Origin of the sequence: Halanaeroarchaeum sp. HSR-CO, assembly GCF_024972755.1 — an archaeon.
Classification (GTDB): domain Archaea; phylum Halobacteriota; class Halobacteria; order Halobacteriales; family Halobacteriaceae; genus Halanaeroarchaeum.
The window spans coordinates 2025960-2051141 of the sequence record NZ_CP087724.1; the positions used below are offsets into that span (position 1 = coordinate 2025960).

The window sequence follows — 25182 nt, forward strand, 5'->3', positions numbered from 1 at the left end:
TGTACCGAGACGCTGGAGTCCCAACCGATGAGTAACTCCGGCACCGCCCTCGAGAACGGGCTGTCCGAAGCCGTCCGACAACCGAATGACGCCGACCACGTCACGGTGAATCCATCTTTCGAGGACCTCCGCGCCTTCTCCCGAGACCTGGAGCGAACGACCTCGTTCGGTGCGCCATCGTACGTGAGCGAGTACCGGTCCCGAAGTGCTGAGAAGACGAAAAACGCCATCGACGACGAGTTCGAGCGAGCAGATTACGACCTCGTCGAGGAGGCACTCGACATCGTCGACGCCGGGGACGAGGAGTTCGTCTGCGTCGATCGCACGGTCGGTCGTCACCCCGAAGAGTCCTATCACGCCAGGCTGTTCGTCCCGAAGGCGTACGGCCGCATCGCGCTCGGGTGGGCGAAACTCCTCGAACCGGCCGAGGGTGACGACCCGGATTTCGTCACCATCCAGATACCGGACGACGACCGGACCGCAATCCGCGTCCTCCCGGACCAGGGACTGACCGTCGTGCTCGGCAGCGACTACACCGGCGAGGCGAAGAAATCGTTCCTCCGGTTGTTCATGCGCCGCGCGAAGGAAGCCGGCGGGCTGGGCCTCCACGCGGGGAGCAAACGCGTGCGTCTCGAACGGGACGGCGACCTCGAGACCGTCGGCCAGGTGTTCCTCGGCCTCTCCGGGACCGGCAAATCGACGCTGACGGGACACGGCTTCTGGCTCGACGACCCGGAGACGGCGGAGATGCTCCAGGACGACGTCTGTGCGCTTCGGACCGACGGCGTCGTCGCCGGGAGCGAGGGCAAGGGACTCTACATCAAGACCATCGGTCTCACACGTGAACAACAGCCCGAACTCTACGATGCCGCGACCCGGGAGAGCGCCATCCTCGAGAACGTCTCCGTCGCGGCTGACGGGAGCGTCGACTTCGACCGGGACGAACACACCACGAACTCCCGCGCGGTCGTCCAGCGGGAGACGATGTCGAGCGCGTCCGAGGACATCGACCTCGAGTCCATCGATCAGGTGTTTTTCATCACCCGCAATCCGCTCATGCCGCCGATAGCGAAGCTCTCCGACGAACAGGCGGCGGCCGCCTTCATGCTGGGCGAGTCGGTGCAGACGAGCGCCGGCGACCCCGACAGCGCGGGCGAGTCCATCCGCGTGGTCGGCACGAACCCGTTCATCATCGGTTCCAAAGGGGCGGAGGGGAACCGCTTCCACGACCTCATCGCCGATCTGGACGTCGATACGTTCGTGATCAACACCGGGACCATCGGCGGGGACGCCGTGGATATCGGTGTCGAGGATACGGTGCGGCTACTCACCGAGACCGCACGCGGGACCGTCGAGTGGCGAGAGGACGACGACATCGGGATGACCGTCCCGGACGAAGTCCCCGGCATGGACGTCTCACGATTCGACGTACCGTCGGTCGTCGACGACTTCGCCGAGGAACACGCCGCATTGCGCGAGGAACGACGCGAGTATCTGGCCCAGTTCGAGGACCTCCGGGAGACCATCGTCGACGCCGCGTACTGAGCACGTCCGTGGATATTTTTGGCGGTAGCAACGGTAACCTTTACACAACGGTGGCCCGTCCCCGTCGATAATGAGTGACTCCGTCCTGCTCGTCGGCGGTGGCGGTCGCGAACACGCCATCGCCCGCGCGCTCGCCGACGCCGAACTGTACGCCTGTGCGAGTAACCGAAATCCCGGCATCGCCAGCATCGCCGCCGATTTCGAGACCCTCGACGAGACAGACGCGTCGAGCGTGGTGGAATACGCCGAGTCCGTCGACGCGTCACTGGCGGTCATCGGCCCGGAAGCAGCACTGCAGGCGGGGGTCGTCGACGCCCTCGAAGACGCGGGAATCTACGCCTTCGGCCCGCGACAGGCCGACGCACGGATCGAGACGGACAAGGCCTTCCAGCGGGAGTTCATGGCCGAACACGATATCACGGGAACGCCCGCGTTCGCCACCTTCGAAGCGCGCGACCCTGCCGCGGCGTACGTCGAGTCGGTCGACGGCGACGTCGCCGTCAAACCCCGCGGACTCACCGGTGGCAAGGGTGTCCGGGTGACCGGCGATCAGCTATCGAAGCCCGAGGCCGCCGCCTACATCCGTGAGAGCGACTACGAGGAATGGGTCATCGAGGAGCGCCTCGTCGGCGAGGAGTTCACGGTTCAGGCGTTCGTGGCCAACGGCGACGTACGGGTGACCCCGGCGGTCCAGGATCACAAACGCGCCTACGAGGGCGACGAGGGGCCCAACACCGGCGGTATGGGAAGCTACTCCGACGCCAGGTTCGCCCTCCCCTTCATGACCGACGCGGAGTACGACGCAGCGGTCGATATCATCGAGGAGACGGTCGACGCCCTCGAGGACTATCGCGGAATCCTCTACGGGCAGTTCATGCTCACGACCGAGGGACCGAAGGTCGTCGAGTTCAACGCGCGGTTCGGCGACCCCGAGGCGATGAATACGTTGCCCATCCTGGAGACGGACTTTCTCGACGTGCTCCGCGCGGCCCGCGACGGCGAACCGCTCCCCGACCTGGCCTTCGCCGCGCAGGCGACCGTCTGCAAGTACGCCGTGCCAGCGGGCTATCCGACGGACCCCGAGGCTGGCGCGAGGGTCGCGCTCGACGAGGCGTCCGTGGGCGATGGGTTGCTCTTCTACGCCTCCGTCGACGAACGCGACGACAGTATCTTCACGACGACGTCACGCTCGTTTGCGGTCGTCGGCGTTGCGGACACCATCGCGGCGGCCGAGGACATCGCCGCCGATGCACTCTCCGACGTCGACGAGGGGTTCCACGTCCGCCACGATATCGGAACGGACGAACTCGTCCAGTCCCGCATCGAGCACATGGCCGAACTCCGCGGCGAGTAACCCGGCAAGCCCCCCTTCTAAGTAGGTGGTCGCCGTAGAAACCGCCATGGCAGATGAAGTAACCGACCTGCTGCGCGAAGCGTACGCTGACGAGATAGAGACGGTCATGAACTACATGGCCAACTCCATCGTCCTGGACGGCGTCCGTGCCGAGGAGATCAAAGAATCGCTCCAGGCGGACATCCAGGAGGAACTCGGTCACGCACAGCAACTCGGCGAGCGGCTCAAGCAACTCGACGAGGCGCCACCGGGGTCGATGGATTTCGAAGCCCGCCAGGAGAGTCTTCAGCCCCCGGCCGATACGACCGACGTGATCTCCGTCATCGACGGGGTCGTCGAGGCCGAGGAGGGCGCCATCGCGACGTATCGATCGTTGATCACGGCGGCCGAAGAAGCCGACGACCCGGTCACCGAGGACCTCGCCGTTACCCTCCTCGCGGACGAGGAAGCCCACCGGACGGAGTTCCGCGGCTTCCGCAAGGAGTACGCCGCCGACTGATCGGTCGGCATTCCGAACCGCTTTTTCTCGACTCCCCCACCATCTACAATATGAACACGACACTCGCCGTGCTCGCCCTGGTGACCGGAACGGTCGCCGGAGCCGTCTTCGCGTACCTCCAGGTCCCGATTCCGGCTCCGCCGACCCTCTCGGGGCTGCTCGGTATCGTCGGCATCTACCTGGGGTACAAGATCGTGCAGGCCATGGGTATCGGCTTCGACCTGCTCGGTGCGCTGGGACTGTAGGGCTTGCAGGCGTCACATCGACATCGCCGCGAGACGGAGTGACGCACACCAGCCGGGTTCGTCCCGCGCTGTTCTCACAGGATGGTCAGGGGTGGCCGCGGCTTCGTAGATAAACGCTCGGCTGTGAAGCCGGGGACGAGCGGTCGGACGCATCACTCCTCCCCGATCGTGGGCCGTCGATCGGAGGATTTCCCCGGGTGAAAAGAAGGGGGTCTCCGGTGGCCTCCGTAATCGATGGGCTACATATAGAGGAGGATTCCGACCGGCAGGATGTATGTGAGTGCCAACCAATGATGGGGTATGCCGAAGTTCGGATACCTCTTACCGACACGGGAAATCGTCCTCTCGAGCGAGAACGAGACGTCGCTCACCGCGAAGACCGAGACGGAAGTGATCGGTCTCGCTCGACGCGCCGAGGCGCTGGGAATTGACGGGGTGTGGGTCGGCGACAGCGTCCTCGCGAAACCACGTCTCGAACCCCTCTCGACACTGGCGGCCATCGCTAGCGTGACCGACGCCGTCGACCTCGGAACCGCCGTGTATCTCCCGACCCTTCGGAACCCGGTCCACGTCGCCCATCTCACCGCGACGATCGATCAGATCAGCGGGGGACGGCTGGGCCTAGGCATCGGCGTCGGCATCGGGGCCGACGTCCAGCGAGAGTACGAGAACCTCGGGATCGACTTCGACACCCGTGGGGCCAGGATGGACGAGTTGCTCGAAATCGTGAACGGACTGTGGGAGGGTGACCCAGTGAGCTTCGCGGGCGAGTTCTTCGATCTGGAGCAAGCGAGTATCGGCTTCGGGCCGACCCGCAAACCGCCGATCTACATCCCAACGGCGGCGTTCGATCCGTCCGAGGGATTCCCCATCTCGATCCGTGATCGACTCCTCAGCTACGGGGACGGATGGCTTCCGATCGGGGTCTCGCCGCCAGCCTACGAAGCGTCCCTGGACAGAATCCACTCGTTGCTCCGCGAGGCCGATCGGAACCCGGACAGCTTCGAGCCTGCGGTGTATCTCGATATGGTCATCAGCGAGACGGAAGCCGACGCGCTCGAGGAGGTACGGTCGTTCTACGAGCGGTATTACCCGGAACGGGACCGGCTCACGGACGAGGCGATCCAGGCCCGGGGCGCCTTCGGACCACCCGAAGACGTGGCAAACACCATCGACGCGTACGAGGACGCGGGGGTCGAGAACGTGATCGTTCGGTTCACGACGCGGGATCAGCGCACCCAGTTACGCCGCTTTGCGGACGTCGTTCGCTGCGGCTCCAGCAGATACTGACGGGTGGGGGCGCTCTCGTCCGCCGGGAGTTCATTGTTCGTGGACCGTTACATCGAGATCGGCTCCCGCGATGTCGACGGTCAGCATCGTCCTGGCGGTGGCGGGTGCTGCACCGGTACAGCTCCCCGGATTGAGGAGTCGGATTCCATCGACTGTCGTGTCCACCACCTCGTGGGTGTGCCCGGCGACACCGATGGCGTCCTCGCCACCCTCCTCGCGAACGATCCTCGCGACGCGTTCCTCGTACTCGTGGAGACTTCCGGTCCCGTGGGTCACGACGAACGTCCGGTCCTCGACCTCGAGGGTCCCCACGGAGGGCAGGTCGAGGTTCTGCGGGTCCATATTGCCGACCACTGCGGTCAGATTTCCGTCGGCGAGGTCGGTGAGGTCCTCGTGAACTGCTGCCGTCGTGAAGTCGCCGGCGTGAATGACGTGGTCGGCGCTGCGGAGGTGCTCCCTGAACGAGTCCGGAATCGCATCCGCTCGTTCCGGTATGTGCGTGTCGCTGACGACCGCAAGTCGAGCCATGGTCGTCTGTTTGGTCTCGGTCGGAATAATCGCTGGGGCGTGAGATATTCCGCAGACTCGACGATTGGAAGCGGGGAGCCCAGTCGGGCGCGTGGGTTGGGCGTAGCCGTCCCCTGGGAACCTACTACACCGTCTCCCGTGTCCGGAGTGCGTCCGCCACCGCCGCGGCTGCCCCGTCGATGTCTCCCTCGTTCTCGACGAGTCTGACCGGCGCGTCGACGTTGACCGCGTATTCGAAGGCCGCCGTTCGATTGATATCCTGCTCGAACTCGATGGTTCGCACCGTTGCATCGCCGTATTCGCGGTCGGCCTCCGTTCGGCGGTCGAATATCGTCTCCGGCGCGGCCTCGACGAGAACGAACTGCCCAGGATTCACGTCGCGAAGGACCGCATCGGGAAATCCGTGGAGGTACCCGGCGTCCGTCTCGACCGCCAGATGGGTCGTCAGTAGTATCTCCGCGGTCTCGGCGCTGTCGGCCACGTACTCGCCGGCACGTCGCTGGAGCCGTCTCGTCTGTCGTCGGGTGAGCGTGCCCAGTTCCGACCGCCTGCTCGCCCAGTCCCGCGTGGCGGCGTGTTCCAACATCACGTCGCCGAAGTTGATCAGCTTGTACTCTTCGTCGAGTTCTCGTCGCGCGCGCTCGCTGATGCTCGTGAGTCCGACACCGGGAACACCCGAGAGGAGGGTGACGCTCATCAGAAGACCTCCTCCTCTTCGCCCTCTCCCTTCGGGGTGCTTCCCCGATCGTCGTAGAACTTCCTACCGATGAATTCGTCACTGACGAACGTCATCAACGCGTCGTAGAGCTCGTCTGCCGACCGGTACTGTTCGTTCGAAGTTCGATCGAGCACCTCCTCGATAGACTCGCTTTGCCCCGTTGGCGCCTGGAGCTCCGTCTCGCCGATGGCCTCGATAACGGTCCGGTGGGACGTCGGGAACGTCAACTCGCGGGCGAACAGGTCTCGTGTCTCTGGTAGTCGCATTCACTCCTTCTTTAATCATTTATCATATAGGTTTTGCGACACCGTCGATTTCCACTGGTATCCGTCGCTGTAACCGAGCGGTCGGCACCATCCTGGAATTTCGATGTCCGACGCCGGCGAACGGGGCATCGATCGAATCGACCCGACTGAACCAGTCATCTGACAGTCGGGGGTGAGACTGAAGCGACGTGCCAACAGACGGAGGCCAACGTAAAACCGGACTGGCCGTGGACGGTGCGCTCGGTGTCAGTAGCTACGCTCTTTGGGTTCCCACTCGGTATCTTCGCCCTCGAGCAGCACCGGGCGATACCACATCTCCGGCTCGCCGTCGTTCCAGGAGAGCATCGTGTGTTTGATCCACTCGTCGTCCTTGCGCTCCTGATGTTCCTTGCGCCAGTGGGCGCCGCGGAACTCGGTCCGGGCCAGCGCGCCCATCGCGATGGACTCCGCGACGTCGAGGACGGACTCCGTCTCCAGGGTGTGCTGGAGGTCGGTGTTGAAGGTCCGCGATTTGTCCGTCACGTAGACGTCGCTGTACATCTCCCGCGCCTCGCGGATCTCCTTCAGGGCCTTCTTGATACCTTCTTCCTCGCGGAAGACGTTGACCCACTCGGTCATCGCCTGCTGGACCTTCTTGCGGATCTCCATGTGTTCGACCCCGTCCTCACGCGAGAGGAGTTCGTCGATGCGGGCTTTTTCGGCCTCGACGGCGGTCTCGACGACCGCAGCTGGGTCCGTGACGCCACCGTCGGCGGCGGGCTCTTCGACGACGGGTTCGACCGCACCGGGTTCGACCGGCCAGTCGACGTCCGCGCGTTCGGCGTCGTCGTCCGGCCCGACGGGGATCATCGGGTCGCCCAGGTCCACGCCGGCGGCGTGTCTGCCAGCATTGGCACCGAAGACGAACAGGTCGGGCAGGGCGTTCCCACCGAGTCGGTTCGCCCCGTGGAGGCTCACGCAGGCCGTCTCGCCGGCCGCGTACAGGCCATCGATGCAGGTCTGGCCGTGTTCGTTGGTCTCGATACCGCCCATCATGTAGTGTTGCCCTGGTTTGACCGGCATCGGTTCTTCGAGCGCGTTCACGCCCTCGAAGTCCTCCGCGAGGTGGACGATGTTCTCGAGGCGGTCCATGATTCGCTCCTCGCCGAGGTGGCGCATGTCGAGGTAGACGTATTCGTCGTTGATGCCGCGCCCCTCGTTGACCTCCGTGAGTTCGGCTCGGGAGACGACGTCTCGGCTGGCGAGTTCGCCGTCGTTCGTCGCATAGCCGTACTCGAACATGAACCGCTCACCCTCGCTGTTGAACAGGCGACCGCCCTCGCCACGGACACCCTCGGTGATGAGGACGCCGGTGGACGGGAGCGTCGTCGGGTGGAACTGGATCATCTCCATGTCCTCGATGGGAACGCCCGCGCGGTAGGCCATCGAGATACCGTCACCCGTCAGGGAGACGGCGTTCGTCGTGTGATCGTAAGCCTGTCCGGCGCCACCAGTCGCGAGGATGACGCCGTTACGGGCCTTGAAGCCGGCTACTTCGCCGCTCTTGACGTCGATGGCGACGAACCCGTGGGCCGACCGGTCTTCGGGGTCCTCCTCGTCGGTGACGGCGAGTCGGGTGACGAACCACTCCTGGTAGACGTCGATACCTCGCTTGACGACCTGCTCGTACAGGGTGTGCAACAGGTGATGTCCCGTCTCGGCGCCGGCGTACGTCGTCCGGGGGTACGAGAGTCCGCCGAACGGCCGTTGCATCACGGTGCCGTCCTCGTTCCGGGAGAAGGGCATCCCCCAGTGTTCCAGCTGGATGACCTCCTCGGGGCTAGTCTGGGCGAAGGTCTCCACCGCGGGGGCGTCCGCGAGGTAGTCCGACCCCTTCATCGTGTCGTACGCGTGGTCCTCCCAGGAGTCGTCCTCCTGCAGGGCCGCGTTGATGCCACCCTCGGCGGCGCCCGTGTGACTACGCACCGGATGAATCTTCGAGACGATCGCCACGTCCGCTCCTTCCTCGTGTGCAGCGATGGCTGCGCGGAGTCCCGCACCGCCACCACCGACGACGAGTACGTCGTGTTCGTACATTGGTTACCAGAATTTGAGGTTGTTCTTGACTGCCTCGCGTTTGAGTGCCTGGATGTGCTCGGTCAGTGGGATGTCCTTCGGGCAGACCTCCGTACAGGAGAACTGTGTCTGACACCGCCAGACGCCGTGCTCCTCCTCGACGATCTTGAGGCGTTCTTCCTGTCGATTCTCGCCCTCGCGCTCGTCGAAGTAGAAGCGGTAGGCCTTGTTGAGCGCGGCCGGCCCGAGGTACTGGTTGTCCCCTGCAGCGATGTTACACGATGACATGCAGGCCCCACACCAGATACACCGTGTGCTCATCTTGACCTGCTCCCGGTTCTCGGGAGTCTGGAGTTGCTGCTGGTCCGGCCCCGGGAGTTCGTCGGGATCGAAGAACGGCTCGACCGACCGCATCTGGTCGTAGAAGTGCTCCATGTCCACGACCAGGTCCTTCACCACGGGGCGATGGGGCAGCGGTTCGATCTGGATTGGCTCGTCGAGGTCGACGGTCTGGGTCTTGCAGGCCAGTCGCTGTCGGCCGTTGACGAACAGGGCGTCGGAGCCACAGACGGCCTGTCGGCACGAGTGCCGGAACGTCAATGTCGGGTCGTACCGATCGCGGGCGTCCATGAGTGCGTCGAGGACCGTCATCCCCTCGAACTTCGGCACGTGGAACGTGTCGAAGCGTGGCTCCTGCTTGTCGGCGATCTCCGGGTCGTACCGGAAGACCTTGAGTTCGACCGTCTCGCCCTCGATGACGTCCGCCGCCGCCTCCTCTTTCGCCGCTTTTCGCGTCTCCTTTTCCTTCAGGCGGCGCGTCTGCGGGTCCGGTACATCGCTGTCCTCGGTCTCTGGTGTCTCCGTACTCATGTCAGATTGCGCCTCCACTCATGGCCAATGCGACGCGGATCCCCTGGACCACCAGGACGAAGCCCGCCCCCACGAGAACCCACTTGAGAACGCGTTTCGGTGTTCCGGTGAGTCCCTGATTGATCAACGCGTTGTAGACGCCGTTGACGCCGTGGAACGCACCGGCGAACAGGAACAACAGCATCGTCGCGAAGTAGCCCAGTTGTTCCATTCGGTAGGCGGTTCCCTGGAAGGTAATCTCCGCCGCGTGGTTGACGAAGTGCAACCAGAAGAAGTGGAACATCAACGTGACGATGAGGATTGCCGCCGTCACGCGCTGGAGGAACCATAGCGTCGTGCCCGACTTAAAAGAGGAGTACTGTTCCGCCATCAGAACGCACCCCCCATGAAGTTCGGGACGCTCGCGATCACGATGATGGCCGTCACGATGAGCGACGCGTAGAAGCTCTTTGCTTGCGATTCAAGTCCGATGCCGAGGTCGACGAGTAGCAAGCGGACGCCGTTGAGCGTGTGGAACACGGCGACCGCGAGCAGTCCGACCTCGAGCATTCGCACCAGGAGGATGCTCTCGAGGTTCTGTAACGTCTGCGTGTATACCTCTGGTCCAGCGATAGCTGAACTGAGCACCGCGATATGGGCGAACAGATACCCGATCAACACCCACCCGGTGAACTTGTGAAATACCCAGGCCCACATGCCAGCCGAGAACTCCGTCCATCGTCCGAAGTCCTCGACGGGGCCCCGGTCATACGACTGACTCATACCACATTGAAGGTGTGACCCACAGCACATAGAAGTTACTACCCTGTTCTGTGCGGTACAATTCCACGCCGTCGGTCGGATTTCTCAGCTTTTGCGACCACGGTGCTCCTCGTGCGAATCGACCAGTGTGCCCGAGAAGGCCCGACGAGTCCTGTCGTCCAGTTCGACGATGTGACAGAGCGGATTGCCTGGATAGACCACGGGGTTTTCGAGGACCCCGACGAGGAGACCAGTGAACGGGGCCTCGACGTGCGTGGTCTCGGTCTTGAACGGGTTCGAGATGGTGGCGATAGGTGCTCCTTCTTCGACCATATCACCGCGCTCCACGTGCATCTCGACGAGTCCACCTGCGTCCGACCGGAGCCACGTCTTGTGCTTGGTGTCGATGATCGTCCGCCAGCCAGGCCAGTGGACCGGTTCGTCAGGCCAGAGACCGTATTCGGCGAACACGCTGGCAACCCCGTCCAGTGCGCGGTCGATGAGGGGGCGCTGGAACCGGTGGGCCTCGCCCATCTCGATGGTGATGGTCGGGGCACCCACATCGGTCGCCTCTCTGCGGAGCGTTCCCTCGGATCCCTCCGAATCGATGATCACGTGTGAGCCGAACGCGTGCGCAAGCCGAGACACCTCCTCGTCGGCCATGTCTGCCCTGACGTGGAGCATGTTGGTCCGGCCGCGCGTCGAGGTGTGGAAGTCGATACCGAGATCCGCCGGCTCCATGAAGTTCTTGAAGAGCTGATAGGCCATCCGCTTGGCACTGGTACTGGTCTGGTCGCCGGGGAACGAACGGTTCAGATCGCGGTCGTAGATGGGGAGATAGCGTTGCTGGAAGAGGAAGGCCGGAACGTTGAGCACGGGCAGCAAGATGAGCGTCCCGTGCAGGTCGTCGTGCTCCCATTCGAAGGCGACTTCCCGAACGACCTCGATTCCGTTCAACTCGTCACCGTGAGCGGCCGCGGAGAGAAAGATAGTGGGACCGGGTTCCGTGCCGTTGACGATGGTCACCGGCACCCTGATCGGGTCTCCGAGGTAGGTTTCGCTGATGCTGTATCGGATGTTGGCGGTTTCGCCGGGGTCGACTTTTCCGCCGTTATACGTGAACGCCCCCTCGGTCATGTCGAGGGATGGGAGTGCGACCTTTATACGTGTTCGGAGGTCGTTCGAATTGCTCGGTCTTCGAATCGAAACCGAGAACAATCACAGAACGGTTTTACCGGACCCTCCCCTCATTAGATGTATGGATCGATCCGTTTCTGTGGGCGTTTTGAGTCTCCATTCGAGCAAAGAGACGAAGGCAATCATCAACGCCGTCAACGAACTGGGCCACGAGGGGATCTGGCTCCGCGAGGAGAATCTCGTCGTCGACATCGATGACAACTCCGTCACGCTCGAACCGAACGTCGACGTCATCCTCAATCGATTGTTACTATCGAAGACCGAGCAGCCATCGGAACTGCTGGGGCTCGCGAAGAGCCTGTCACAGCTCCGTCCGATGCTCAACCGGCCGGAGAACGTCCTCACCGCGTTCCACAAGTTCGCGACGGCCACGGCGATGGGCGACACCGACGTCAGGATCCCGGACGCCCTGCTCTCGCTCGACGCCGACCGCCTCAACGAAGAGCGGTTGCAGTTCGGCGACGAAGTCGTCTACAAGACCGCGATCGGCACCCACGGCGGCGGTACCTGGAAGATCACCGAGGGGGAGACCGTCAATCCCCGCGTCGGCGACCGATTTGCCTTCCTCCAGGAGCTCATCGACCAGAACGAAGACCAGCGTCACAGCGACCTGCGCGTCTACATCGTCGACGACGAGATCGTCGCGTCGATGAACCGGTACGCGCCGGAAAACGACTGGCGGACCAACGTCGCCCTCGGTGGCGACGTCGAGGGCGTCGACGACGTCCCGGACGAGGCCGCCGACATGGCACTCGAAGCCGCCGACATCCTGGGGCTTGACTACGCAGGCGTAGACCTCGTCAAGGGGATCGACGGCTGGTTCCTCCTCGAGGTCAACCCGACAGCCGGGTTCAAGGGGCTGTACAAAGCGACCGGCATCAGTCCGGCGGCCCATATCGCCAAACAGGCAATCGAGATGGGGGGCGGCGAGGTGGACGAAGACGAGGTCCAGCGACTCGCCGGTGTCCTCGACGACTCGATGCCGCCGAACGTGCCGAAACGACCCACCCAGGGAGACGGCGAACGGAAGGTCATCGGCTACATCGAAGACGTCCTCGTCAGCGGGACCAGCGGCACCGAGCGAATCCGATCGAAATCCGACACCGGCGCGTCTCGGACCAGCATCGACACGCGACTGGCCGCGAAGATCGGTGCCGGGCCCATCAAGAGCATGACAAAGGTGAAATCAGGCAGTCACAAGGGTGGCAAGTCGAGACCCGTCGTCGACATCGTCGTCGGTATCGGCGGCGACCGACATACCGTCCAGGCGAGTCTCGAGGACCGTAGCCACATGGAGTACCAACTGTTGCTCGGACGCGACATCCTGCAGGACTACCAGGTCGACGTTCGCCACCGGAGCGACGGCGAGGAACCGGTCACCGACGAAGAGGAGTGATCAGTCGATAGTGCGCCAGAGGTACTCGCTGGCGTAACTACGATACGGTGCCCACGCTGTCGCCGTCTCGACCATTTCGGCTCTAGTCAGGTCCTCGTCGACGAGGTCCCACATCGCATTCCTGATACCGAGGTCCTCGACGGGGAAGATATCCTCACGCCCCAGGCCGAACAAGAGGAACATCTTTCCCGTCCATACCCCGACCCCTTTCACGGTCGTCAGTTCGTCGATGACCGCGTCGTCGGTCTTGTCCGCGAAGTACGACCGACACCACCCGTTCGACAGCCATGCGTCGGCGAGATTGCGGACGTACTCCGTCTTGGCAGCCGAAAGTCCCGCCTCCCGCATCGCATCGGGGTCCGCCTCGAGGATGCTCGCTGGCGTCGGGTCGACGCGGTCGAATAGCCGGCCTTCGATCGCAGCCGCGGCGTCCATCGAGACCTGTTGGCGGACGATGGAGGAGAGGAGGCGCTCGAAGGCATCGGGAGCCGGTTCGACGGAGATAGGACCGTGATCCTCGACGACTGTCCCGAGGTGTGGGTCCGACCGAAGGGCGTCGATGGGGTCGCTCATGTCGGAAGGAGAGAACCGAGCCCGGATATACGCGTCGGCGCGCGCCGCGGAGAAACGACGATGCACGGGAGTCGGGTTTGCACCGGAGTAAACGTGCGTTACGTTCACGTGGCGCAATACAGAAAGCTTCAATCGTCGCCCGCAAGACCGTGTGCATATGGACCTCGACAGTATCCAGACCATCGCGGTCATGGGCGCCGGTAATATGGGTCACGGAATCGCCGAAGTCGCGGCTCTCGCCGGGTACGAGGTGAAGTTGCGTGACATCAAAGAGGAGTTCGTCCAGGACGGGTACGAGCAGATAGAGTGGTCGCTGGGCAAACTCGCGGAGAAAGACCGCATCCCCGAGGCGGAGGCCGATGCCGCCCTGGACCGGGTCGAGGCGCTCGTCGACATGGAGACGGCAGTCGAAGACGCCGATTTCGTCATCGAGGCGGTCCCGGAGAAGATGGACATCAAGGAGTCCGTCTACGACGAGATCGAGGAGTACGCACCCGAGCACACCGTCTTCGCGACGAACACGTCCAGCCTCTCGATCACGGACCTCTCGGAGGTGACCGACCGTCCCGAGAAGTTCTGTGGGATGCACTTTTTCAACCCGCCAGTGCGCATGGACCTCGTCGAGGTGATCCGCGGCGGCCACACCGACGACGAGGTGCTGGACCTCACCGAGGAGCTCGCCGAGGATTTCGGAAAGACGCCAGTGCGCGTCCAGAAGGATAGCCCGGGATTCATCGTGAACCGAGTCCTCGTGCCCGTCCTCAACGAGGCCGCGTGGCTCGTCCACGAGGGCGAAGCGACGGTGGCCGAGGTCGACTCCACGACGAAGTTCGGCATGGGCCACCCGATGGGCTCGTTCCAGCTGACCGACCAGGTCGGTGTGGACGTGTCCGTGCACGTTCTCGAGTACATGGAGTCCGTCCTCGGGGAGGCGTACGAGCCGTGTCCGCTCCTCGTCGAGAAGGTCGAAGCCGATGAACTCGGAACGAAGACCGGGAAGGGGTTCTACGATTACGACGACGGTGGGGTAGATATCCCATCCGACGAGGTCCGCGACGACCTCGCCGACCGACTGATGGCGATGATGGCCAACGAAGTCGCGAAACTCGTCGGCGACGATGTCGCTCCGCCATCGGCCATCGACAAGGCGGTCCAGCTCGGGGCCGGCTATCCCGAAGGGCCAGCGAAGACTGCCGACGAGCGTGGGATCGAGGACCTCTACGAGATTCTGGTCGAGCAGGACGAACCGCGCTACGAACCGGCCGCCGAACTCCAACGCATGGCCGAAGCAGGCGAGACGTTCCACGGTGCCGAGAGTGCGGACGATTCGGATTCGCTGGACCTCGAGACGATCAACCTCGAGGTCAAGGACCGCGTCGGCCACATCCAGCTCTCCCGTCCACACCGCATGAACACCATTAGCGGCGAACTCCTCGATGACCTTGCCGACGCCATCGACGAGTTCGAGGAGAACGACGAGGTCCGCGCCCTTCTCATCACCGGCGAGGGCGACCGGGCCTGCTCCGCCGGAGCCGACGTGCAGGCGATGGCGGGGAGTGCAGACCCCCTCGACGCGGTCGAACTCTCCCGGAAAGGGCAACAGACCTTCGGGAAGCTCGAGCGTGTCGACATGCCCGTGCTCGTCGGCATCGACGGGTTCTGCCTCGGCGGCGGCATGGAGATGTCGATGTGTGGCGACATGCGCATCGCCTCGGAACGCTCCGAGCTGGGACAGCCCGAACACGACCTCGGCCTCCTGCCAGGCTGGGGCGGCACCCAGCGCCTGATGAACATCGTTGGCGAGGGGCGCGCCAAGGAGATCATCTTCACCGCCGAGCGTTTCGACCCCGAGACGATGAAAGAGTTCGGCTTCCTCAACGAGGTCGTTCCGACCGAGGAGTTCGAAGACCGCATCTGGGAGGTTGCCCGTGACCTCGCCTCCGGCCCGCCGGTCGCCCAGAAGTACACGAAGCGCGCGATGCTCGCGGGACGCGACGACACCGAGGCCGGCCTCGAGATCGAGGCCCAGGCGTTCGGGATGCTCTACAACACCGACGACCTGATGGAGGGCATCACCGCGTTCATGGGCGACGGCGAGCCGGAGTTCGAGGGCAAGTAACACGGCGAGGGCAGGCGCAGAACGACATCCTTTTTAGAACCACCCGGTAACTGGGTGATGTCGCTCCGTTGGTGTAGTCCGGCCAATCATCTTGGCCTTTCGAGCCGAGGACCAGGGTTCAAATCCCTGACGGAGCACTACAGCGAGCGATTTTCGAGCGAGCGAAGCGCGCACGGAAGGGATTTGAAGTAGACCAGAAAGGCGCAGCGGAGCGAGCATTTCTGGGCGTGGTTCAAATCCCTGACGGAGCACTTTTCGAACGAAGTGAGAAAATGCGACGGAAAGGGATTTGACACCCTACCAGTCGCGCGCAGCGAAGTGAGCACGTCTGGTATTGGTTCACATCCCTGACGGAGCATGCGAGACACGAGCGAAGCGAGTGTCTCGATACTGTGAGCGGTGGAACCGCGAGCACTACAGCGAGCGAGTTTTCGAGCGAGCGAAGCGCGCACGGAAGGGATTTGAACTACGCGAATCCGAGCGCAGCGAGGATTCGCCATCGGGTTCGAAACCCCACCGGTACGATCGATTCATTTCGGCACACCTGCCGTAACCGAGAAGAAAAATACACGAGAAAACGATGCCCCGGGAGTCGTACGAGAGGTCACTACGGCCGACCGCCACCGTGGAATGCAACGCGGGTAGTTCTTACTCGGCAATCGGCAATTCGACGACGAATTCGGCGCCACCGGACTCGCTGTCAGTCACGTGGACGTCGCCCCCATACCGATCGACGATCATCGATACCAGATACAAGCCGATTCCCGTTCCACGACTCTCGTCACCCATGGATCCCCGTTCGAAGATGTCCGGAGTCTGCTCGTCTGGGATGCCAGGCCCGTTGTCGGCAACGGAGAGGAACGCGGAACCCCCGTTGTGTGTGAGAGAAACGGACACCCTCGGGGTTTCAGCATCGTTGTGCCGGATTGCGTTCGACACCAGATTTCGGATCACTGATGAGAACATCTTGTCACCGGTGACTGTCAGGTCAGTCTCTGGCCGTCGGTAGTCGATGATACTGTCGGGGTGGGCGTTCCTCGCCGCCGCAAGTTCGTCTTCGACCACGTCATTGATCCGGATCGATCCGATATTCGAGTCCGCTTCCAAGAGCAGGTCGGTGAGTTCCCGTGCCTCGGTGGTCAATTCGATCGCCTCTTCGGTCGAATCGATGACGGTCTCGAGAGCGTCCGCACCGTCCTGGTCGACGGAGTCTGCGAGTTGTTGGGCATAGCCAAGGACGAGTTGCATGTCGTTTCGGATATCGTGGCGGACCATCTGGTTGAGCACGCTGAGCGCATCCCGTTGCCGTTCGACCTGTTCAATCTTCTGCTGGAGTTCCCGAGACTGTTCTCTGCGCTCGAGCAGTGATGCAAGTCGCCGTCGAACCACTGGCCCCCGGACCGGCGCGTCGATACTATCGACGACCAGCGAACGCTCGTCCTCCTCGAGGACGTCTCGTTGAATCGAGGACGACTGCGCTTTCGCGCCCCGGATCAGTACGACCGGACGAAATACGGGCCGCTCCGACACGACGACCTGGTGCAGATCGTCGCGAACCCCGGAGTAGAGGGAATCCTCGACGAGATACGCGTCCGCCTGCTCGACGTCGTCTCCGGTCAGAATATCGTACGTATCGTCGAGAAACTCCGAGATCACCTCCCGATTACCGCTATCTTCGATGAGTAACTGGACAGTGTGCATGGTGCTCTGACCTCGAATGATGTCGGTTGGTATCTGTTGACTCGATGCTCATTCTGCGGGACTCGTAAAGTGCGGTGACCCATCCAGAATCCCAGAAACGCCAGACAACGGCTCACCCACGAAGATTCCCGCTTGGGAAATATCGAACTCACGGAGCGTCTGTTCGAAGTCCCCTGCTCGCTTTTTCAGCGTTCCGATCACTTTGTGCAGTTCTCCATCCACCTCCATATAGCTCAAGAACAAGATATTGTCGGCAATATAACTAATATTGGAACTGGTCGCCGAGGTCAGCCCGGTTATCGTCGAAATTTCGTCGGTGACGAACACGCTCACGCCCCGGTTTTTCAGGACTCGCGTCAGCGAATGCAGTTTCCTCACCAGTCCCTCTTCGGTTCCCTGCAGCGACATCGTATACCCGTCGATCCCATCGATCATGACGAGTTCGGTGCCGTTCTCCTCGACATCCGAACGAACCATCTCCGCAAACTCTTCAGCCGAGAGTGACAACGGTTCGACTTCCCGTACCTGTAGGGTCCCCTGCTCTCTGAGTTCGGTAATCGGCATCCCGAGTGCATCGAGGCGATACGTGAAGGTTTCCTCGCTCTCCTCGAAGAGATAGAGCGTGGCGGTCGTCCCGTTCTGGGCGGCTTCGGTGAGAAATAAGGACCCAGTGGTAGTCTTCCCGACCCCCGTCGGGCCACTGACGATGGTCACCGTGCCCGACTCGATTCCACCACCGACCAACGTATCGAGCCCATCGATCCCGGAGCTGATTCGTTCAGGATCGAACGACCGGTCACGTTGTTCTGGGATGAGTGCGGGATAGACTTCGAGACCCTGGGATCGGATTTCCAGGCCGTGGTCGCCTTCTGCCTGGCCGTAGCCACGATGTTTCGTGATCTCGACACGCCGGCCACCCTCTCCCCGCTCCATTTCGATGACACCATCCGCGAGAGACTGCATTTCCACGTCGAACTCCTGATTTTGCGACGGCGTCGTCGTGGCTAAGACCGTCGTCTCACGACCCTTGAGAAATCGCATGAACGCGAGGATTCGCTTCCGAAATTCGTACTCATTTGCCTCTACGTACCGTATCTGTGTGATCGGATCGATCACGACCCGACTCGGGTTGATCTCCGCGATGGCGTTGTAGATCGATTCCGTGTGCTGATCGCGGTCGACGTCACTCGGATCGACCAGATCGTGTGACTTGCTTTCGGTGAAGAACTCCGACTCGGGACCCAAATCGAGGAAATTGGCATCCGACAGGTCGATATCGAATTGCGCAGCGTTTGCCAGAATCTCCGTCTCTGATTCCTCGCCATGAATGAACAGCACCGTTTCTCCTTGCTGGATCCCCTCTTCCAGGAAGTGCATCCCGGCAAGCGTTTTTCCCGTGCCTGGATGTCCCCGGATCAGGTAGAGGCGACCGACGATGTATCCACCGTGTAAAATGGTATCCAGCGCGGGCACGCCAGAGCTCAGTGAAGATATTTCGGGTTGCATGAAATAGTGTAATCGTTTCCTACGATTCACATTTTGAATAAATTTTTCGGTACGGATACCCTTCCGTCCCGCCTGGACGCGAACTCATTCGCCGCCACTGCGAGGGCCAGGTGGTATGGGCGGGCCGCCCGGTAGCGGGCGACCGCCGAACCGCTCCGGCGGTTGTCGACCACGCCACGCCTCGAACCACTCGCGGATCTCGCCGTCGGCGGCTTGCGTGAGTTGGTAATGCGGGCACAGATGAACCGGCAAATCGAGCTCGGAACCGATGGCCAGCACCTGTCTGGACTGTTCGAACGCGTTCTCGACCCAGGCGGCGGTATCGTCCAATCGCTCGAATGTCGCCGCGAGTTCGTCACAGCCACCCTCGCTGGCCGCCCGTATCGTCTGTTGCATCCGGGCACTACGCACGTTGAACGGTTCGTGGAACACGACGTCGGGATCGACCGCCGCGATCCGTTCGAACAGCGAGCGGAGTTCACCGTCGTTCTGGTCGGGGTACGTCGGTGAGGCCAGGACGTACACCGGAACACCCGCGTCGGCGAACGTCTGGAGGGCTTCGAGTCGGCGTTCCGGCGGCGGAGCGAACGGTTCCAGTGCGCCGACGGCCTCGGCGTCGAGTGAGGGAACCGAGGTCCCGACCGTGACGGACTCACCCGCCTGCTCGAAGGTCTCGAGGTCGCGGACCGCTCTGCTCGGATTTCGAGTCAGCACGCGGACGGGTTTTCCGTGTTCTGCGAGCACGCGGACCACGTCGGTGGCGATGGCGGCCGCCCGGTCGTCCATATACGGATCGGTGCTGAAGGATACGCCGACGATGCCCCCACCGAGGTCGGTCTCCCGCCAGGTCCGTTTTCTATCGAGGTGTGCATCGAGCCGGTCGGCGAGGTCCTCGCGGTAGAGCACGTACGCACCCCAGTCCTCCCGCGGGGAGTCGACGGCCACGTTCGCGGAGATCATCTCCGTCCGAGCCCTGACCGGCGGTGTGGAGGGAACGTAACAGAACGCACAGCCGTGTCGACAGCCAGTCGCCACGTTGACGACGTACTCACAGACGCCGTGGACCGACAGCGCCGACTCCGAGAGGACTGCCTCGGTCGGGTCGGTGGCCGTACTGACGGGGCCGGTCATCGTGTTCGGCTATCCGCTGCAGCGGTATCCCTATTGCGTGGCGCCGGACCTCCTGTCCAGGCCGGCGTCGGTACGCATGGATCTCTGACCGTCGGCATCGACCGGGCGCGTCCCTGGCCGAAGACGAAAATACGGGAACGAAATTGTCTGATCTGCGGAAGACTCTCTACGACTCGGGACTATCGATCGATATATCGGATCGGTCAGGCCATGCTCGAAAAACTCCCAGTACCGCAGTTGGCCCGCAGAAACCTGTCAGCAGTCGTCGCAGTCGTGGTACTCACGGGTATCCTAGGAGCGGGATTGACCCTCACAGGACTCGCTGTGACGGAAATTGGGAGTGACCAGGGAGCGGTCGTGACGGACGTCTCGGGGGATACGACGGTGACCGTCACGTACCTGACCGCGTCGAACGAGACGAAGCAGTTCGAGGTCGACGGTGTCCGCTCGAAACTATCCGACGAGCACCAGAACTGGGCGTTCGTCCCCCGTTCGTCGCTACCACCCGAGCTCGAAGCGGTCGGAAGCGATCCCGACGCAGGGGTCGTCACTGTCGGCGAACGGGCGCTGGTCGGCGACCTCTCCTCGGCGACAGAAGAGATCGATGACCAGCCCGTGATGGTCGTCGCACCGACCGGGATGGACGTCGACCCGGCACGGAAAGCCTACTTCCTCGACGAGTTCCTCTCGCCGTACTCCTTCGACCCGAATCCCAACGGCCAGGTGACCCTGGTCATCGCGCCGAGTGCGCTCCCGTCAGCCGGGATGATGTACGGCGATAGTGGATACATCGCGCAGACGGCGTTCTGGGACGGGACCGTCGGGAGCGTCTGGATCCACGAGTACGTCCACTCCCAACGGTCGTTCGCACTGGCCCCCGAGATGCGGTGGTTCAGCGAAGCGAGCGCGACGTACTACTCCTATCGGGTCATGGAAGAACAGTACGATCCAGTCACCGACGAGGACGTGCGCGAACGGCTGATGCTCGAGGATACGTATCCGGAGACGACGCTATCCAATCCCGCGGAGTGGACGGGGACGCGGGCCAACTATCACCGGGGCGCGAAACTGCTCTACGTCGTCGACGCCGAGGTCCGTGCAGGCAGTGACGGCGAGCGGACCCTCGTCGACGTCTATCGGGCCATGAACCGCCACGATGGACCGATCACGGTGGCGGATTTCGTCCGTATCGTCGAGGCGACCGCTGGAAATGACGAACAGTGGTTACACGATGCGATTACGACCGACGACGACCTGAACGAGTCCGTCGACCGAGCGAGTGCCGAGTTCGAGGGGTGAATCGACGTACCTACCCCGGAACGGAAATCATCGAGTATAGCCCCGCTCGGGCGACGGATCGGTTATCAGGCCGACAGAATTAATCGAACGACCGCCGACGTCGGACATATGGCAACCATTCCGACGTCCTACCGGGACCTGTTCGAAAAGCCCACGTTCGCCCACGTGACCACGATTTCGCCGGACGGCACTCCGCACGCGACACCCGTCTGGATCGATTACGACGAGACCGACGACCGCCTGCTGGTCAATACGGAGCGGGGCCGGCGAAAGGAGCGAAACGTCAGGTCCGACCCGACCGTCGCGGTGAGCATGGTCGACCCGGACGACCCCTATCGGTTCCTCTCGGTGACGGGCACGGTGGACGAGGTGACGACCGACGGGGCGAGAGACCACATCGACGAACTCGCTCGGCGCTACATGGACGTCGATTCCTACCAGAATCCGATCCAGACCGAACGGGTCGTCCTCCGTATCCGACCGGACGAGGTGCTGACGAGCGAGTGAGGGGACCCAGGTCACCAGGGCCCGCCAGTCGGTCTCGGAGAGCCATCAGGGAGACCGATCGGATGGACGGGCACGGCCGTACCAGACAACGACCGCACAGCAGGTGCCGAACAGGCCGGCCAGCAGGTCAGACGGTTCGTTCGCCCGACCGGGCACCCACTGCTGTAGCCGACCGATCACGAATCCATACCCAGCCGAGACGGCTATCGAGAGAACGGCCGCAGTCCGCTTGTCGTGACGGGCCGCTCCGAAGGCGTTGGCGAGTGCGATAGCATAGCCCGCGTGGCCGAGGAAATGCAGAACCGTATCCGGGCCAATCGGGTCCCACTTCGGATTGCGTTCGAGCGGTGCGGGCAAGAGTGTCGCCACGAGAAGGACGAGCGTCCATGCAACGACTGCCACCCATCGGCCGTCGGTGGACCACTGTCGCATATGGTACTCTACGGATGCGGGGGTTATGGCTGGCGAGGGTGGTCGTAGCGGAGACGACACCGACACAGCCATCGTTCCCAGGCTCTGAAAATCGTTCAGCCAACTAACCGATTCGGCGATCAAATCGCAGACATGTACGACGGCACGTCCTTGACCTACTACGACGGAGTCCTGCTCGCGATCGCGGTCAGTCTCGCCGCTGGAATCGTCGTCGGCGTCGTGACGGAGTTCCCGGTCCGGATCGGACTGCTCATCGGGTCGCTCATCGCGACGGTCTTCGTCTACGACGCCATCTTTCGAAACCCACCGCGACCGGCCCCATCCGGGCGAGCGAAGGCCGGCGCCATCGTCTGGCACGTCTACCTCGTCGCGCTTCTGGCGACGACGATGCGCTGATCGGTGGCCTCTGCGCGGAGACGCCCCTTGCCACGCGGCAAACGTGTCGTCCTCCCAACCGGTGAGAATAATGACAGCTGTTTAACTAGTTGGCGGCAGTACGTCCGTCCGGAGGTCATCCACATGCCAATAGAGGATCTGGCCCGGAGCGAGGTCGTGACCGCCGACCCAGGAACGTCGGTGACCGAACTCGCAAACTCGATGGAAAGCAAAGACGTCGGTAGCATCGTCATCACCGAGGGAGACGAACCGGTCGGCATCGTCACCGACCGGGACCTCGCCCTCCGTGTCGTCGGAGCGGACGTCGACCCGGGTACCCAGACCGCCGAGGACGTGATGACGACCGAGCTGACGTCGATTGGATCGGAGGCTGGGTTCTACGAAGCGGCCGATCTGATGGCAGAGAGCGGAATCAGACGGCTCCCGGTCTGTGAAGGTGACGTGCTCGTCGGAATCATCACGGCCGACGACCTGACCGAACTGTTGGCCGACGAGCAACAGCAACTCGCGAACGTCATCCGCGCCCAGCGACCCGAATACTGAGGACCTGCCGCTACACAGGCACTGCGGCGATGATTCCAGGAGTGGGCACCCCCAGATGGGTAATACCGAGGGCGGAAAAGAGGGGACGATCCGCTGTACGAGATGATGAGAGAGCGGACGACGAGACAGGGGCTGGAGGGCGCAGTGGCTCGCTAGCTCACTCGTCTTCTTCGTCGCTGTCGGGCCTGTCGTCCTCGTCTTCGTCGTCATCGTCACGTTCCTCGTCCGCTTCGTCGCTATCGTCTTCGGTCTCTGTGTCCTCGAAGTCGACGCTTATCTCGGCCTCGCGGTCGTCATCGGTGACCTCGATTTCCAGTTCGTCGTCAGCGGGGACCTCGATCGTGATCGAGCCGTTCTCTTCCGTCTGACCGACGGTCTCGTCGTTGACCATCACCGTGGCATCGGCGATCGATTCGCCGGTCGCGTCCATCGCGGTGACTGAGAGGTCCTCACCCGGCTCGAGTGTTCCTTCGACGAGCAGGTCGATCTGCCCCTCGTCATCCGCGTCGCCGTCGTCGTCATCTGTTTGTTCTTCCGATTCGAGCGGGATCTCGAGTTCGCCTTCCGCTTCGTATTCGGCCTCGACCTCGAACCCGTCCGCGTCGGGGACGGTCACCATGATGGTCCCATTGGCGTCGGTCTCACCGACGTCCTCGCCGTCCACGGACACGGTTGCGCCGGCGACCGGATAGTCCGCGTGGGTGGCGGTGATCGTCACGTTCTCACCGGCGCTAACGGTTCCATCGACGCTGAGGTCCATGGACTCGTCTTCGTCACCCTCTTCGACTTCCGCGTCGCTATGGCCTTCGGCATCGCCGTCGTCATCCTCGAGTGGGATCTCGAGTTCACCTTCCCGTTCGACTTCGACCTCGACCTCGAACTCATCGTCGTCCGGGACCGTGACGACGACGGAACCGTTCTCGTCGGTCGCGTACGTATCGTCACCGTTGACGCTCACCTCGGCGAATCGAACTGGTTCGCCGTCCAGGAGGGCCGTGAGGGTAACCGATTCACCCGGCGTCACGTTTCCGTCGACGGTGATGTCGACCGCACCGTCTGTTTCGATCTCGTCTGCGGGTACCTGTTCTCCGTCGGCCATCAAATCGAGCGGTCCCGAACCCTGTGTCGCCATGGCTGCAGTCGCGCCAGAGGCGATCACGAGCGCCGAAACCGCGAGGACGGCTAGTGTTCCAACTTTCATTGCTATCCGGACGGTGGGGCGTCCGTGCATCCGGTACCGGCCTCAGGCGTATCAACCCGGCAGATAGCACAGCCGAATTACGCCCATTTCAATCGCATTAAACGGTCCCGTGGTCGATTTCGCTGGGTACGTTCCCAGGGATTGCCCATGCAAACCCCCTCCAGCGGCGACGACCGGTCGGTGTTCGACTGCGTTCACGGTATCCGCACCGGATCGACGCTCGTTCGAATTACCCCTTCCGACCACGGCCAGCCCCCGGGCCGAAAGGTCAATGAACCGTCACGTCGAATCGTCACTATGAACGAGACAGTCTGGCCAGGCCTCGGTGGGGAGGAACTCCAGTACAGCGAGCGGACGTGGGCACTCACCGGTACCGTCATCGTCGAGAACGATGGACGGACACTCGCAGTCGACGCTGCGGTCGCCGATGGGAGCGGCGACGACAGTGGGACGTTCTATTTCACCCTCCAGGACCCGCCACAATCGCTCAATCCGGGAAATCTGGGCGATCACTTCGACAAAATCGAGCGGACGAAGCGGAACCAGTACCTCGTCGTCGAGACGGCGGGGGCGACCTATCGATATCGATTGTCGCGACTCGAATTCGACTGAGGACAGACCGACTCGCCGTACGACGCGACGGGGATTCGGCTGGCTCAGGTACCGCCCGTCACGGTCACCGGTATCTCGGCGTTCAACACGACCGTCTGGCTAACACTCCCCAGGATCGCCTTCTCCGTGGGGCTGCGCTTTCGACCGCCCATGACGATCTCGTCGAACTCTTCCGAGGCGGCGAGCGCCAGGATCCCCTCCGCGGGCGGGGGAGACAGGTCAACCGTGTCCACGTCGATGCCTGCGTCCGCCAGCATCTCCATCGTTCTCCGGACCGTCTCGACGCGATCAGCCCGCTGCATGTCCTCCGGAACCGAGCGCTCCTCGTCCGTGAGCGAGTGGGCGAGCACGGCTTCGACCGACTCGTTCGCACACGGGAGGGCCGAGACGTAGGCGGCCTGTTTGTTCGCGCGTTCCATACTGTTGTCGAGAGGGACCAGCAGTCGGTACATCGGTTG

27 protein-coding genes and 1 tRNA gene are annotated in these 25182 nt (G+C 62.8%); 13 read left to right on the forward strand and 15 right to left on the reverse strand.

Annotated elements, in window-relative coordinates; translation table 11 throughout:
* Window positions 1–27: 27 nt before the first annotated feature.
* The 5 genes from HSRCO_RS10570 (at window position 28) to HSRCO_RS10590 (ending at window position 4933) form a co-directional block, all read left to right on the forward strand.
* The gene (locus HSRCO_RS10570; protein WP_259517611.1) at window positions 28–1545 is read left to right on the forward strand and encodes a phosphoenolpyruvate carboxykinase (ATP); all 1518 of its coding nucleotides are present in this window, start codon (window positions 28–30) and stop codon (window positions 1543–1545) included.
* A 70-nt stretch (window positions 1546–1615) separates the two neighbouring features.
* On the forward strand, window positions 1616–2899 hold the full coding sequence (gene purD / locus HSRCO_RS10575) for a phosphoribosylamine--glycine ligase (RefSeq protein ID WP_259517612.1): 1284 nt from the start codon (window positions 1616–1618) through the stop codon (window positions 2897–2899).
* Between the two features lie 46 nt (window positions 2900–2945).
* A complete protein-coding gene (locus HSRCO_RS10580) occupies window positions 2946–3398 on the forward strand; it encodes a ferritin-like domain-containing protein (RefSeq protein ID WP_259517613.1) in 453 nt (150 codons plus the stop codon).
* 50 nt (window positions 3399–3448) lie between these two features.
* The gene (locus HSRCO_RS10585; RefSeq protein WP_259517614.1) at window positions 3449–3643 is read left to right on the forward strand and encodes a XapX domain-containing protein; all 195 of its coding nucleotides are present in this window, start codon (window positions 3449–3451) and stop codon (window positions 3641–3643) included.
* Window positions 3644–3943: 300 nt separating this feature from the next.
* Window positions 3944–4933 carry an LLM class flavin-dependent oxidoreductase gene (locus HSRCO_RS10590; RefSeq protein ID WP_259517615.1) on the forward strand — a complete coding sequence of 330 codons (990 nt, stop codon included), beginning with the start codon at window positions 3944–3946 and terminating at the stop codon, window positions 4931–4933.
* 30 nt (window positions 4934–4963) lie between these two features.
* Here the strand turns inward: HSRCO_RS10590 and HSRCO_RS10595 are convergent, their stop codons facing one another.
* The 8 genes from HSRCO_RS10595 to HSRCO_RS10630 form a co-directional block, all read right to left on the reverse strand.
* Window positions 4964–5461, reverse strand: a complete 498-nt coding sequence (locus HSRCO_RS10595) for a metallophosphoesterase family protein (RefSeq protein WP_259517616.1) — start codon at window positions 5459–5461, stop codon at window positions 4964–4966.
* Between the two features lie 124 nt (window positions 5462–5585).
* Window positions 5586–6158: an adenylate kinase gene (locus HSRCO_RS10600; RefSeq protein WP_259517617.1), complete on the reverse strand. Its 573-nt coding sequence runs from the start codon at window positions 6156–6158 to the stop codon at window positions 5586–5588.
* On the reverse strand, window positions 6158–6445 hold the full coding sequence (locus tag HSRCO_RS10605) for a hypothetical protein (protein ID WP_259517618.1): 288 nt from the start codon (window positions 6443–6445) through the stop codon (window positions 6158–6160). Before HSRCO_RS10605 ends, HSRCO_RS10600 begins: the two co-directional genes overlap by 1 nt.
* 246 nt (window positions 6446–6691) lie before the next feature.
* Window positions 6692–8521: an FAD-binding protein gene (locus HSRCO_RS10610; protein WP_259517619.1), complete on the reverse strand. Its 1830-nt coding sequence runs from the start codon at window positions 8519–8521 to the stop codon at window positions 6692–6694.
* A gap of 3 nt (window positions 8522–8524) precedes the next feature.
* On the reverse strand, window positions 8525–9370 hold the full coding sequence (locus HSRCO_RS10615) for a succinate dehydrogenase/fumarate reductase iron-sulfur subunit (protein ID WP_259517620.1): 846 nt from the start codon (window positions 9368–9370) through the stop codon (window positions 8525–8527).
* A gap of 1 nt (window position 9371) precedes the next feature.
* Window positions 9372–9740, reverse strand: a complete 369-nt coding sequence (locus tag HSRCO_RS10620; RefSeq protein ID WP_259517621.1) for a succinate dehydrogenase — start codon at window positions 9738–9740, stop codon at window positions 9372–9374.
* Window positions 9740–10132 carry a succinate dehydrogenase, cytochrome b556 subunit gene (gene sdhC, locus HSRCO_RS10625; protein ID WP_259517622.1) on the reverse strand — a complete coding sequence of 131 codons (393 nt, stop codon included), beginning with the start codon at window positions 10130–10132 and terminating at the stop codon, window positions 9740–9742. Before sdhC ends, HSRCO_RS10620 begins: the two co-directional genes overlap by 1 nt.
* Window positions 10133–10216: 84 nt before the next feature.
* Entirely contained in the window at window positions 10217–11248 is a 1032-nt protein-coding gene (locus tag HSRCO_RS10630) for a succinylglutamate desuccinylase/aspartoacylase family protein (protein WP_259517623.1), read from the reverse strand.
* Between the two features lie 121 nt (window positions 11249–11369).
* Between HSRCO_RS10630 and HSRCO_RS10635 the strand changes: the two genes are divergently transcribed.
* Window positions 11370–12704 (forward strand): RimK/LysX family protein, encoded by a 1335-nt coding sequence (locus HSRCO_RS10635; protein WP_259517624.1) that lies wholly within the window; start codon window positions 11370–11372, stop codon window positions 12702–12704.
* On the opposite strand, the gene HSRCO_RS10640 is transcribed toward HSRCO_RS10635, so the two are convergent.
* Complete coding sequence (locus tag HSRCO_RS10640; RefSeq protein ID WP_259517625.1) at window positions 12705–13277, reverse strand: DNA-3-methyladenine glycosylase; 573 nt, start codon at window positions 13275–13277, stop codon at window positions 12705–12707. It abuts the gene before it with no gap.
* Window positions 13278–13434: 157 nt separating this feature from the next.
* Here HSRCO_RS10640 and HSRCO_RS10645 point away from each other — a divergent pair, with 157 nt between their 5' ends.
* Window positions 13435–15396: a 3-hydroxyacyl-CoA dehydrogenase/enoyl-CoA hydratase family protein gene (locus HSRCO_RS10645; RefSeq protein WP_259517626.1), complete on the forward strand. Its 1962-nt coding sequence runs from the start codon at window positions 13435–13437 to the stop codon at window positions 15394–15396.
* 62 nt (window positions 15397–15458) lie between these two features.
* Window positions 15459–15533, forward strand: a tRNA-Glu gene (locus tag HSRCO_RS10650).
* Window positions 15534–16044: 511 nt separating this feature from the next.
* On the opposite strand, the gene HSRCO_RS10655 is transcribed toward HSRCO_RS10650, so the two are convergent.
* From HSRCO_RS10655 to HSRCO_RS10665, 3 genes are all read right to left on the reverse strand, one after another.
* Window positions 16045–17097: a sensor histidine kinase KdpD gene (locus tag HSRCO_RS10655; protein ID WP_259517627.1), complete on the reverse strand. Its 1053-nt coding sequence runs from the start codon at window positions 17095–17097 to the stop codon at window positions 16045–16047.
* Window positions 17098–17145: 48 nt separating this feature from the next.
* Window positions 17146–18603, reverse strand: a complete 1458-nt coding sequence (locus tag HSRCO_RS10660) for an ATPase domain-containing protein (protein WP_259517628.1) — start codon at window positions 18601–18603, stop codon at window positions 17146–17148.
* Between the two features lie 84 nt (window positions 18604–18687).
* Window positions 18688–19734 carry a radical SAM protein gene (locus HSRCO_RS10665; protein WP_259517629.1) on the reverse strand — a complete coding sequence of 349 codons (1047 nt, stop codon included), beginning with the start codon at window positions 19732–19734 and terminating at the stop codon, window positions 18688–18690.
* 324 nt (window positions 19735–20058) lie between these two features.
* On the opposite strand from HSRCO_RS10665, the gene HSRCO_RS10670 reads away from it, so the two are divergent.
* Both HSRCO_RS10670 and HSRCO_RS10675 read left to right on the forward strand, forming a co-directional pair.
* Entirely contained in the window at window positions 20059–21033 is a 975-nt protein-coding gene (locus HSRCO_RS10670) for a hypothetical protein (protein WP_259517630.1), read from the forward strand.
* Between the two features lie 108 nt (window positions 21034–21141).
* The gene (locus HSRCO_RS10675; protein ID WP_259517631.1) at window positions 21142–21540 is read left to right on the forward strand and encodes a PPOX class F420-dependent oxidoreductase; all 399 of its coding nucleotides are present in this window, start codon (window positions 21142–21144) and stop codon (window positions 21538–21540) included.
* Between the two features lie 45 nt (window positions 21541–21585).
* On the opposite strand, the gene HSRCO_RS10680 is transcribed toward HSRCO_RS10675, so the two are convergent.
* On the reverse strand, window positions 21586–21972 hold the full coding sequence (locus HSRCO_RS10680; RefSeq protein ID WP_259517632.1) for a VanZ family protein: 387 nt from the start codon (window positions 21970–21972) through the stop codon (window positions 21586–21588).
* A 132-nt stretch (window positions 21973–22104) separates the two neighbouring features.
* Between HSRCO_RS10680 and HSRCO_RS10685 the strand changes: the two genes are divergently transcribed.
* Window positions 22105–22368 (forward strand): hypothetical protein, encoded by a 264-nt coding sequence (locus HSRCO_RS10685; protein ID WP_259517633.1) that lies wholly within the window; start codon window positions 22105–22107, stop codon window positions 22366–22368.
* 123 nt (window positions 22369–22491) lie between these two features.
* Window positions 22492–22911, forward strand: coding sequence for a CBS domain-containing protein (locus tag HSRCO_RS10690; RefSeq protein ID WP_259517634.1), 420 nt, complete (start codon window positions 22492–22494; stop codon window positions 22909–22911).
* Between the two features lie 157 nt (window positions 22912–23068).
* Here the strand turns inward: HSRCO_RS10690 and HSRCO_RS10695 are convergent, their stop codons facing one another.
* Window positions 23069–24112: a hypothetical protein gene (locus HSRCO_RS10695; RefSeq protein WP_259517635.1), complete on the reverse strand. Its 1044-nt coding sequence runs from the start codon at window positions 24110–24112 to the stop codon at window positions 23069–23071.
* Window positions 24113–24409: 297 nt separating this feature from the next.
* Here HSRCO_RS10695 and HSRCO_RS10700 point away from each other — a divergent pair, with 297 nt between their 5' ends.
* Entirely contained in the window at window positions 24410–24724 is a 315-nt protein-coding gene (locus HSRCO_RS10700; protein ID WP_259517636.1) for a hypothetical protein, read from the forward strand.
* A 44-nt stretch (window positions 24725–24768) separates the two neighbouring features.
* On the opposite strand, the gene HSRCO_RS10705 is transcribed toward HSRCO_RS10700, so the two are convergent.
* Complete coding sequence (locus HSRCO_RS10705; protein WP_259517637.1) at window positions 24769–25176, reverse strand: universal stress protein; 408 nt, start codon at window positions 25174–25176, stop codon at window positions 24769–24771.
* Between the last annotated feature and the right edge of the window lie 6 nt (window positions 25177–25182).

Excerpts from the sequence above, each read along its gene's own strand:
- HSRCO_RS10645 (WP_259517626.1), top strand. The coding sequence starts at position 13,435 with ATGGACCTCGACAGTATCCAGACCATCGCGGTCATGGGCGCCGGTAAT.
- HSRCO_RS10665 (WP_259517629.1), bottom strand. The coding sequence starts at position 19,734 with ATGACCGGCCCCGTCAGTACGGCCACCGACCCGACCGAGGCAGTCCTC.
- HSRCO_RS10700 (WP_259517636.1), top strand. The coding sequence starts at position 24,410 with ATGAACGAGACAGTCTGGCCAGGCCTCGGTGGGGAGGAACTCCAGTAC.
- HSRCO_RS10570 (WP_259517611.1), top strand. The coding sequence starts at position 28 with ATGAGTAACTCCGGCACCGCCCTCGAGAACGGGCTGTCCGAAGCCGTC.
- HSRCO_RS10675 (WP_259517631.1), top strand. The coding sequence starts at position 21,142 with ATGGCAACCATTCCGACGTCCTACCGGGACCTGTTCGAAAAGCCCACG.
- HSRCO_RS10685 (WP_259517633.1), top strand. The coding sequence starts at position 22,105 with ATGTACGACGGCACGTCCTTGACCTACTACGACGGAGTCCTGCTCGCG.
- HSRCO_RS10580 (WP_259517613.1), top strand. The coding sequence starts at position 2,946 with ATGGCAGATGAAGTAACCGACCTGCTGCGCGAAGCGTACGCTGACGAG.
- HSRCO_RS10655 (WP_259517627.1), bottom strand. The coding sequence starts at position 17,097 with ATGCACACTGTCCAGTTACTCATCGAAGATAGCGGTAATCGGGAGGTG.
- HSRCO_RS10640 (WP_259517625.1), bottom strand. The coding sequence starts at position 13,277 with ATGAGCGACCCCATCGACGCCCTTCGGTCGGACCCACACCTCGGGACA.
- HSRCO_RS10680 (WP_259517632.1), bottom strand. The coding sequence starts at position 21,972 with ATGCGACAGTGGTCCACCGACGGCCGATGGGTGGCAGTCGTTGCATGG.
- HSRCO_RS10600 (WP_259517617.1), bottom strand. The coding sequence starts at position 6,158 with ATGAGCGTCACCCTCCTCTCGGGTGTTCCCGGTGTCGGACTCACGAGC.
- HSRCO_RS10595 (WP_259517616.1), bottom strand. The coding sequence starts at position 5,461 with ATGGCTCGACTTGCGGTCGTCAGCGACACGCACATACCGGAACGAGCG.
- HSRCO_RS10585 (WP_259517614.1), top strand. The coding sequence starts at position 3,449 with ATGAACACGACACTCGCCGTGCTCGCCCTGGTGACCGGAACGGTCGCC.
- HSRCO_RS10590 (WP_259517615.1), top strand. The coding sequence starts at position 3,944 with ATGCCGAAGTTCGGATACCTCTTACCGACACGGGAAATCGTCCTCTCG.
- HSRCO_RS10605 (WP_259517618.1), bottom strand. The coding sequence starts at position 6,445 with ATGCGACTACCAGAGACACGAGACCTGTTCGCCCGCGAGTTGACGTTC.
- sdhC (WP_259517622.1), bottom strand. The coding sequence starts at position 10,132 with ATGAGTCAGTCGTATGACCGGGGCCCCGTCGAGGACTTCGGACGATGG.
- HSRCO_RS10660 (WP_259517628.1), bottom strand. The coding sequence starts at position 18,603 with ATGCAACCCGAAATATCTTCACTGAGCTCTGGCGTGCCCGCGCTGGAT.
- HSRCO_RS10615 (WP_259517620.1), bottom strand. The coding sequence starts at position 9,370 with ATGAGTACGGAGACACCAGAGACCGAGGACAGCGATGTACCGGACCCG.
- HSRCO_RS10690 (WP_259517634.1), top strand. The coding sequence starts at position 22,492 with ATGCCAATAGAGGATCTGGCCCGGAGCGAGGTCGTGACCGCCGACCCA.
- HSRCO_RS10695 (WP_259517635.1), bottom strand. The coding sequence starts at position 24,112 with ATGAAAGTTGGAACACTAGCCGTCCTCGCGGTTTCGGCGCTCGTGATC.
- HSRCO_RS10635 (WP_259517624.1), top strand. The coding sequence starts at position 11,370 with ATGGATCGATCCGTTTCTGTGGGCGTTTTGAGTCTCCATTCGAGCAAA.
- purD (WP_259517612.1), top strand. The coding sequence starts at position 1,616 with ATGAGTGACTCCGTCCTGCTCGTCGGCGGTGGCGGTCGCGAACACGCC.
- HSRCO_RS10630 (WP_259517623.1), bottom strand. The coding sequence starts at position 11,248 with ATGACCGAGGGGGCGTTCACGTATAACGGCGGAAAAGTCGACCCCGGC.
- HSRCO_RS10610 (WP_259517619.1), bottom strand. The coding sequence starts at position 8,521 with ATGTACGAACACGACGTACTCGTCGTCGGTGGTGGCGGTGCGGGACTC.
- HSRCO_RS10620 (WP_259517621.1), bottom strand. The coding sequence starts at position 9,740 with ATGGCGGAACAGTACTCCTCTTTTAAGTCGGGCACGACGCTATGGTTC.
- HSRCO_RS10705 (WP_259517637.1), bottom strand. The coding sequence starts at position 25,176 with ATGTACCGACTGCTGGTCCCTCTCGACAACAGTATGGAACGCGCGAAC.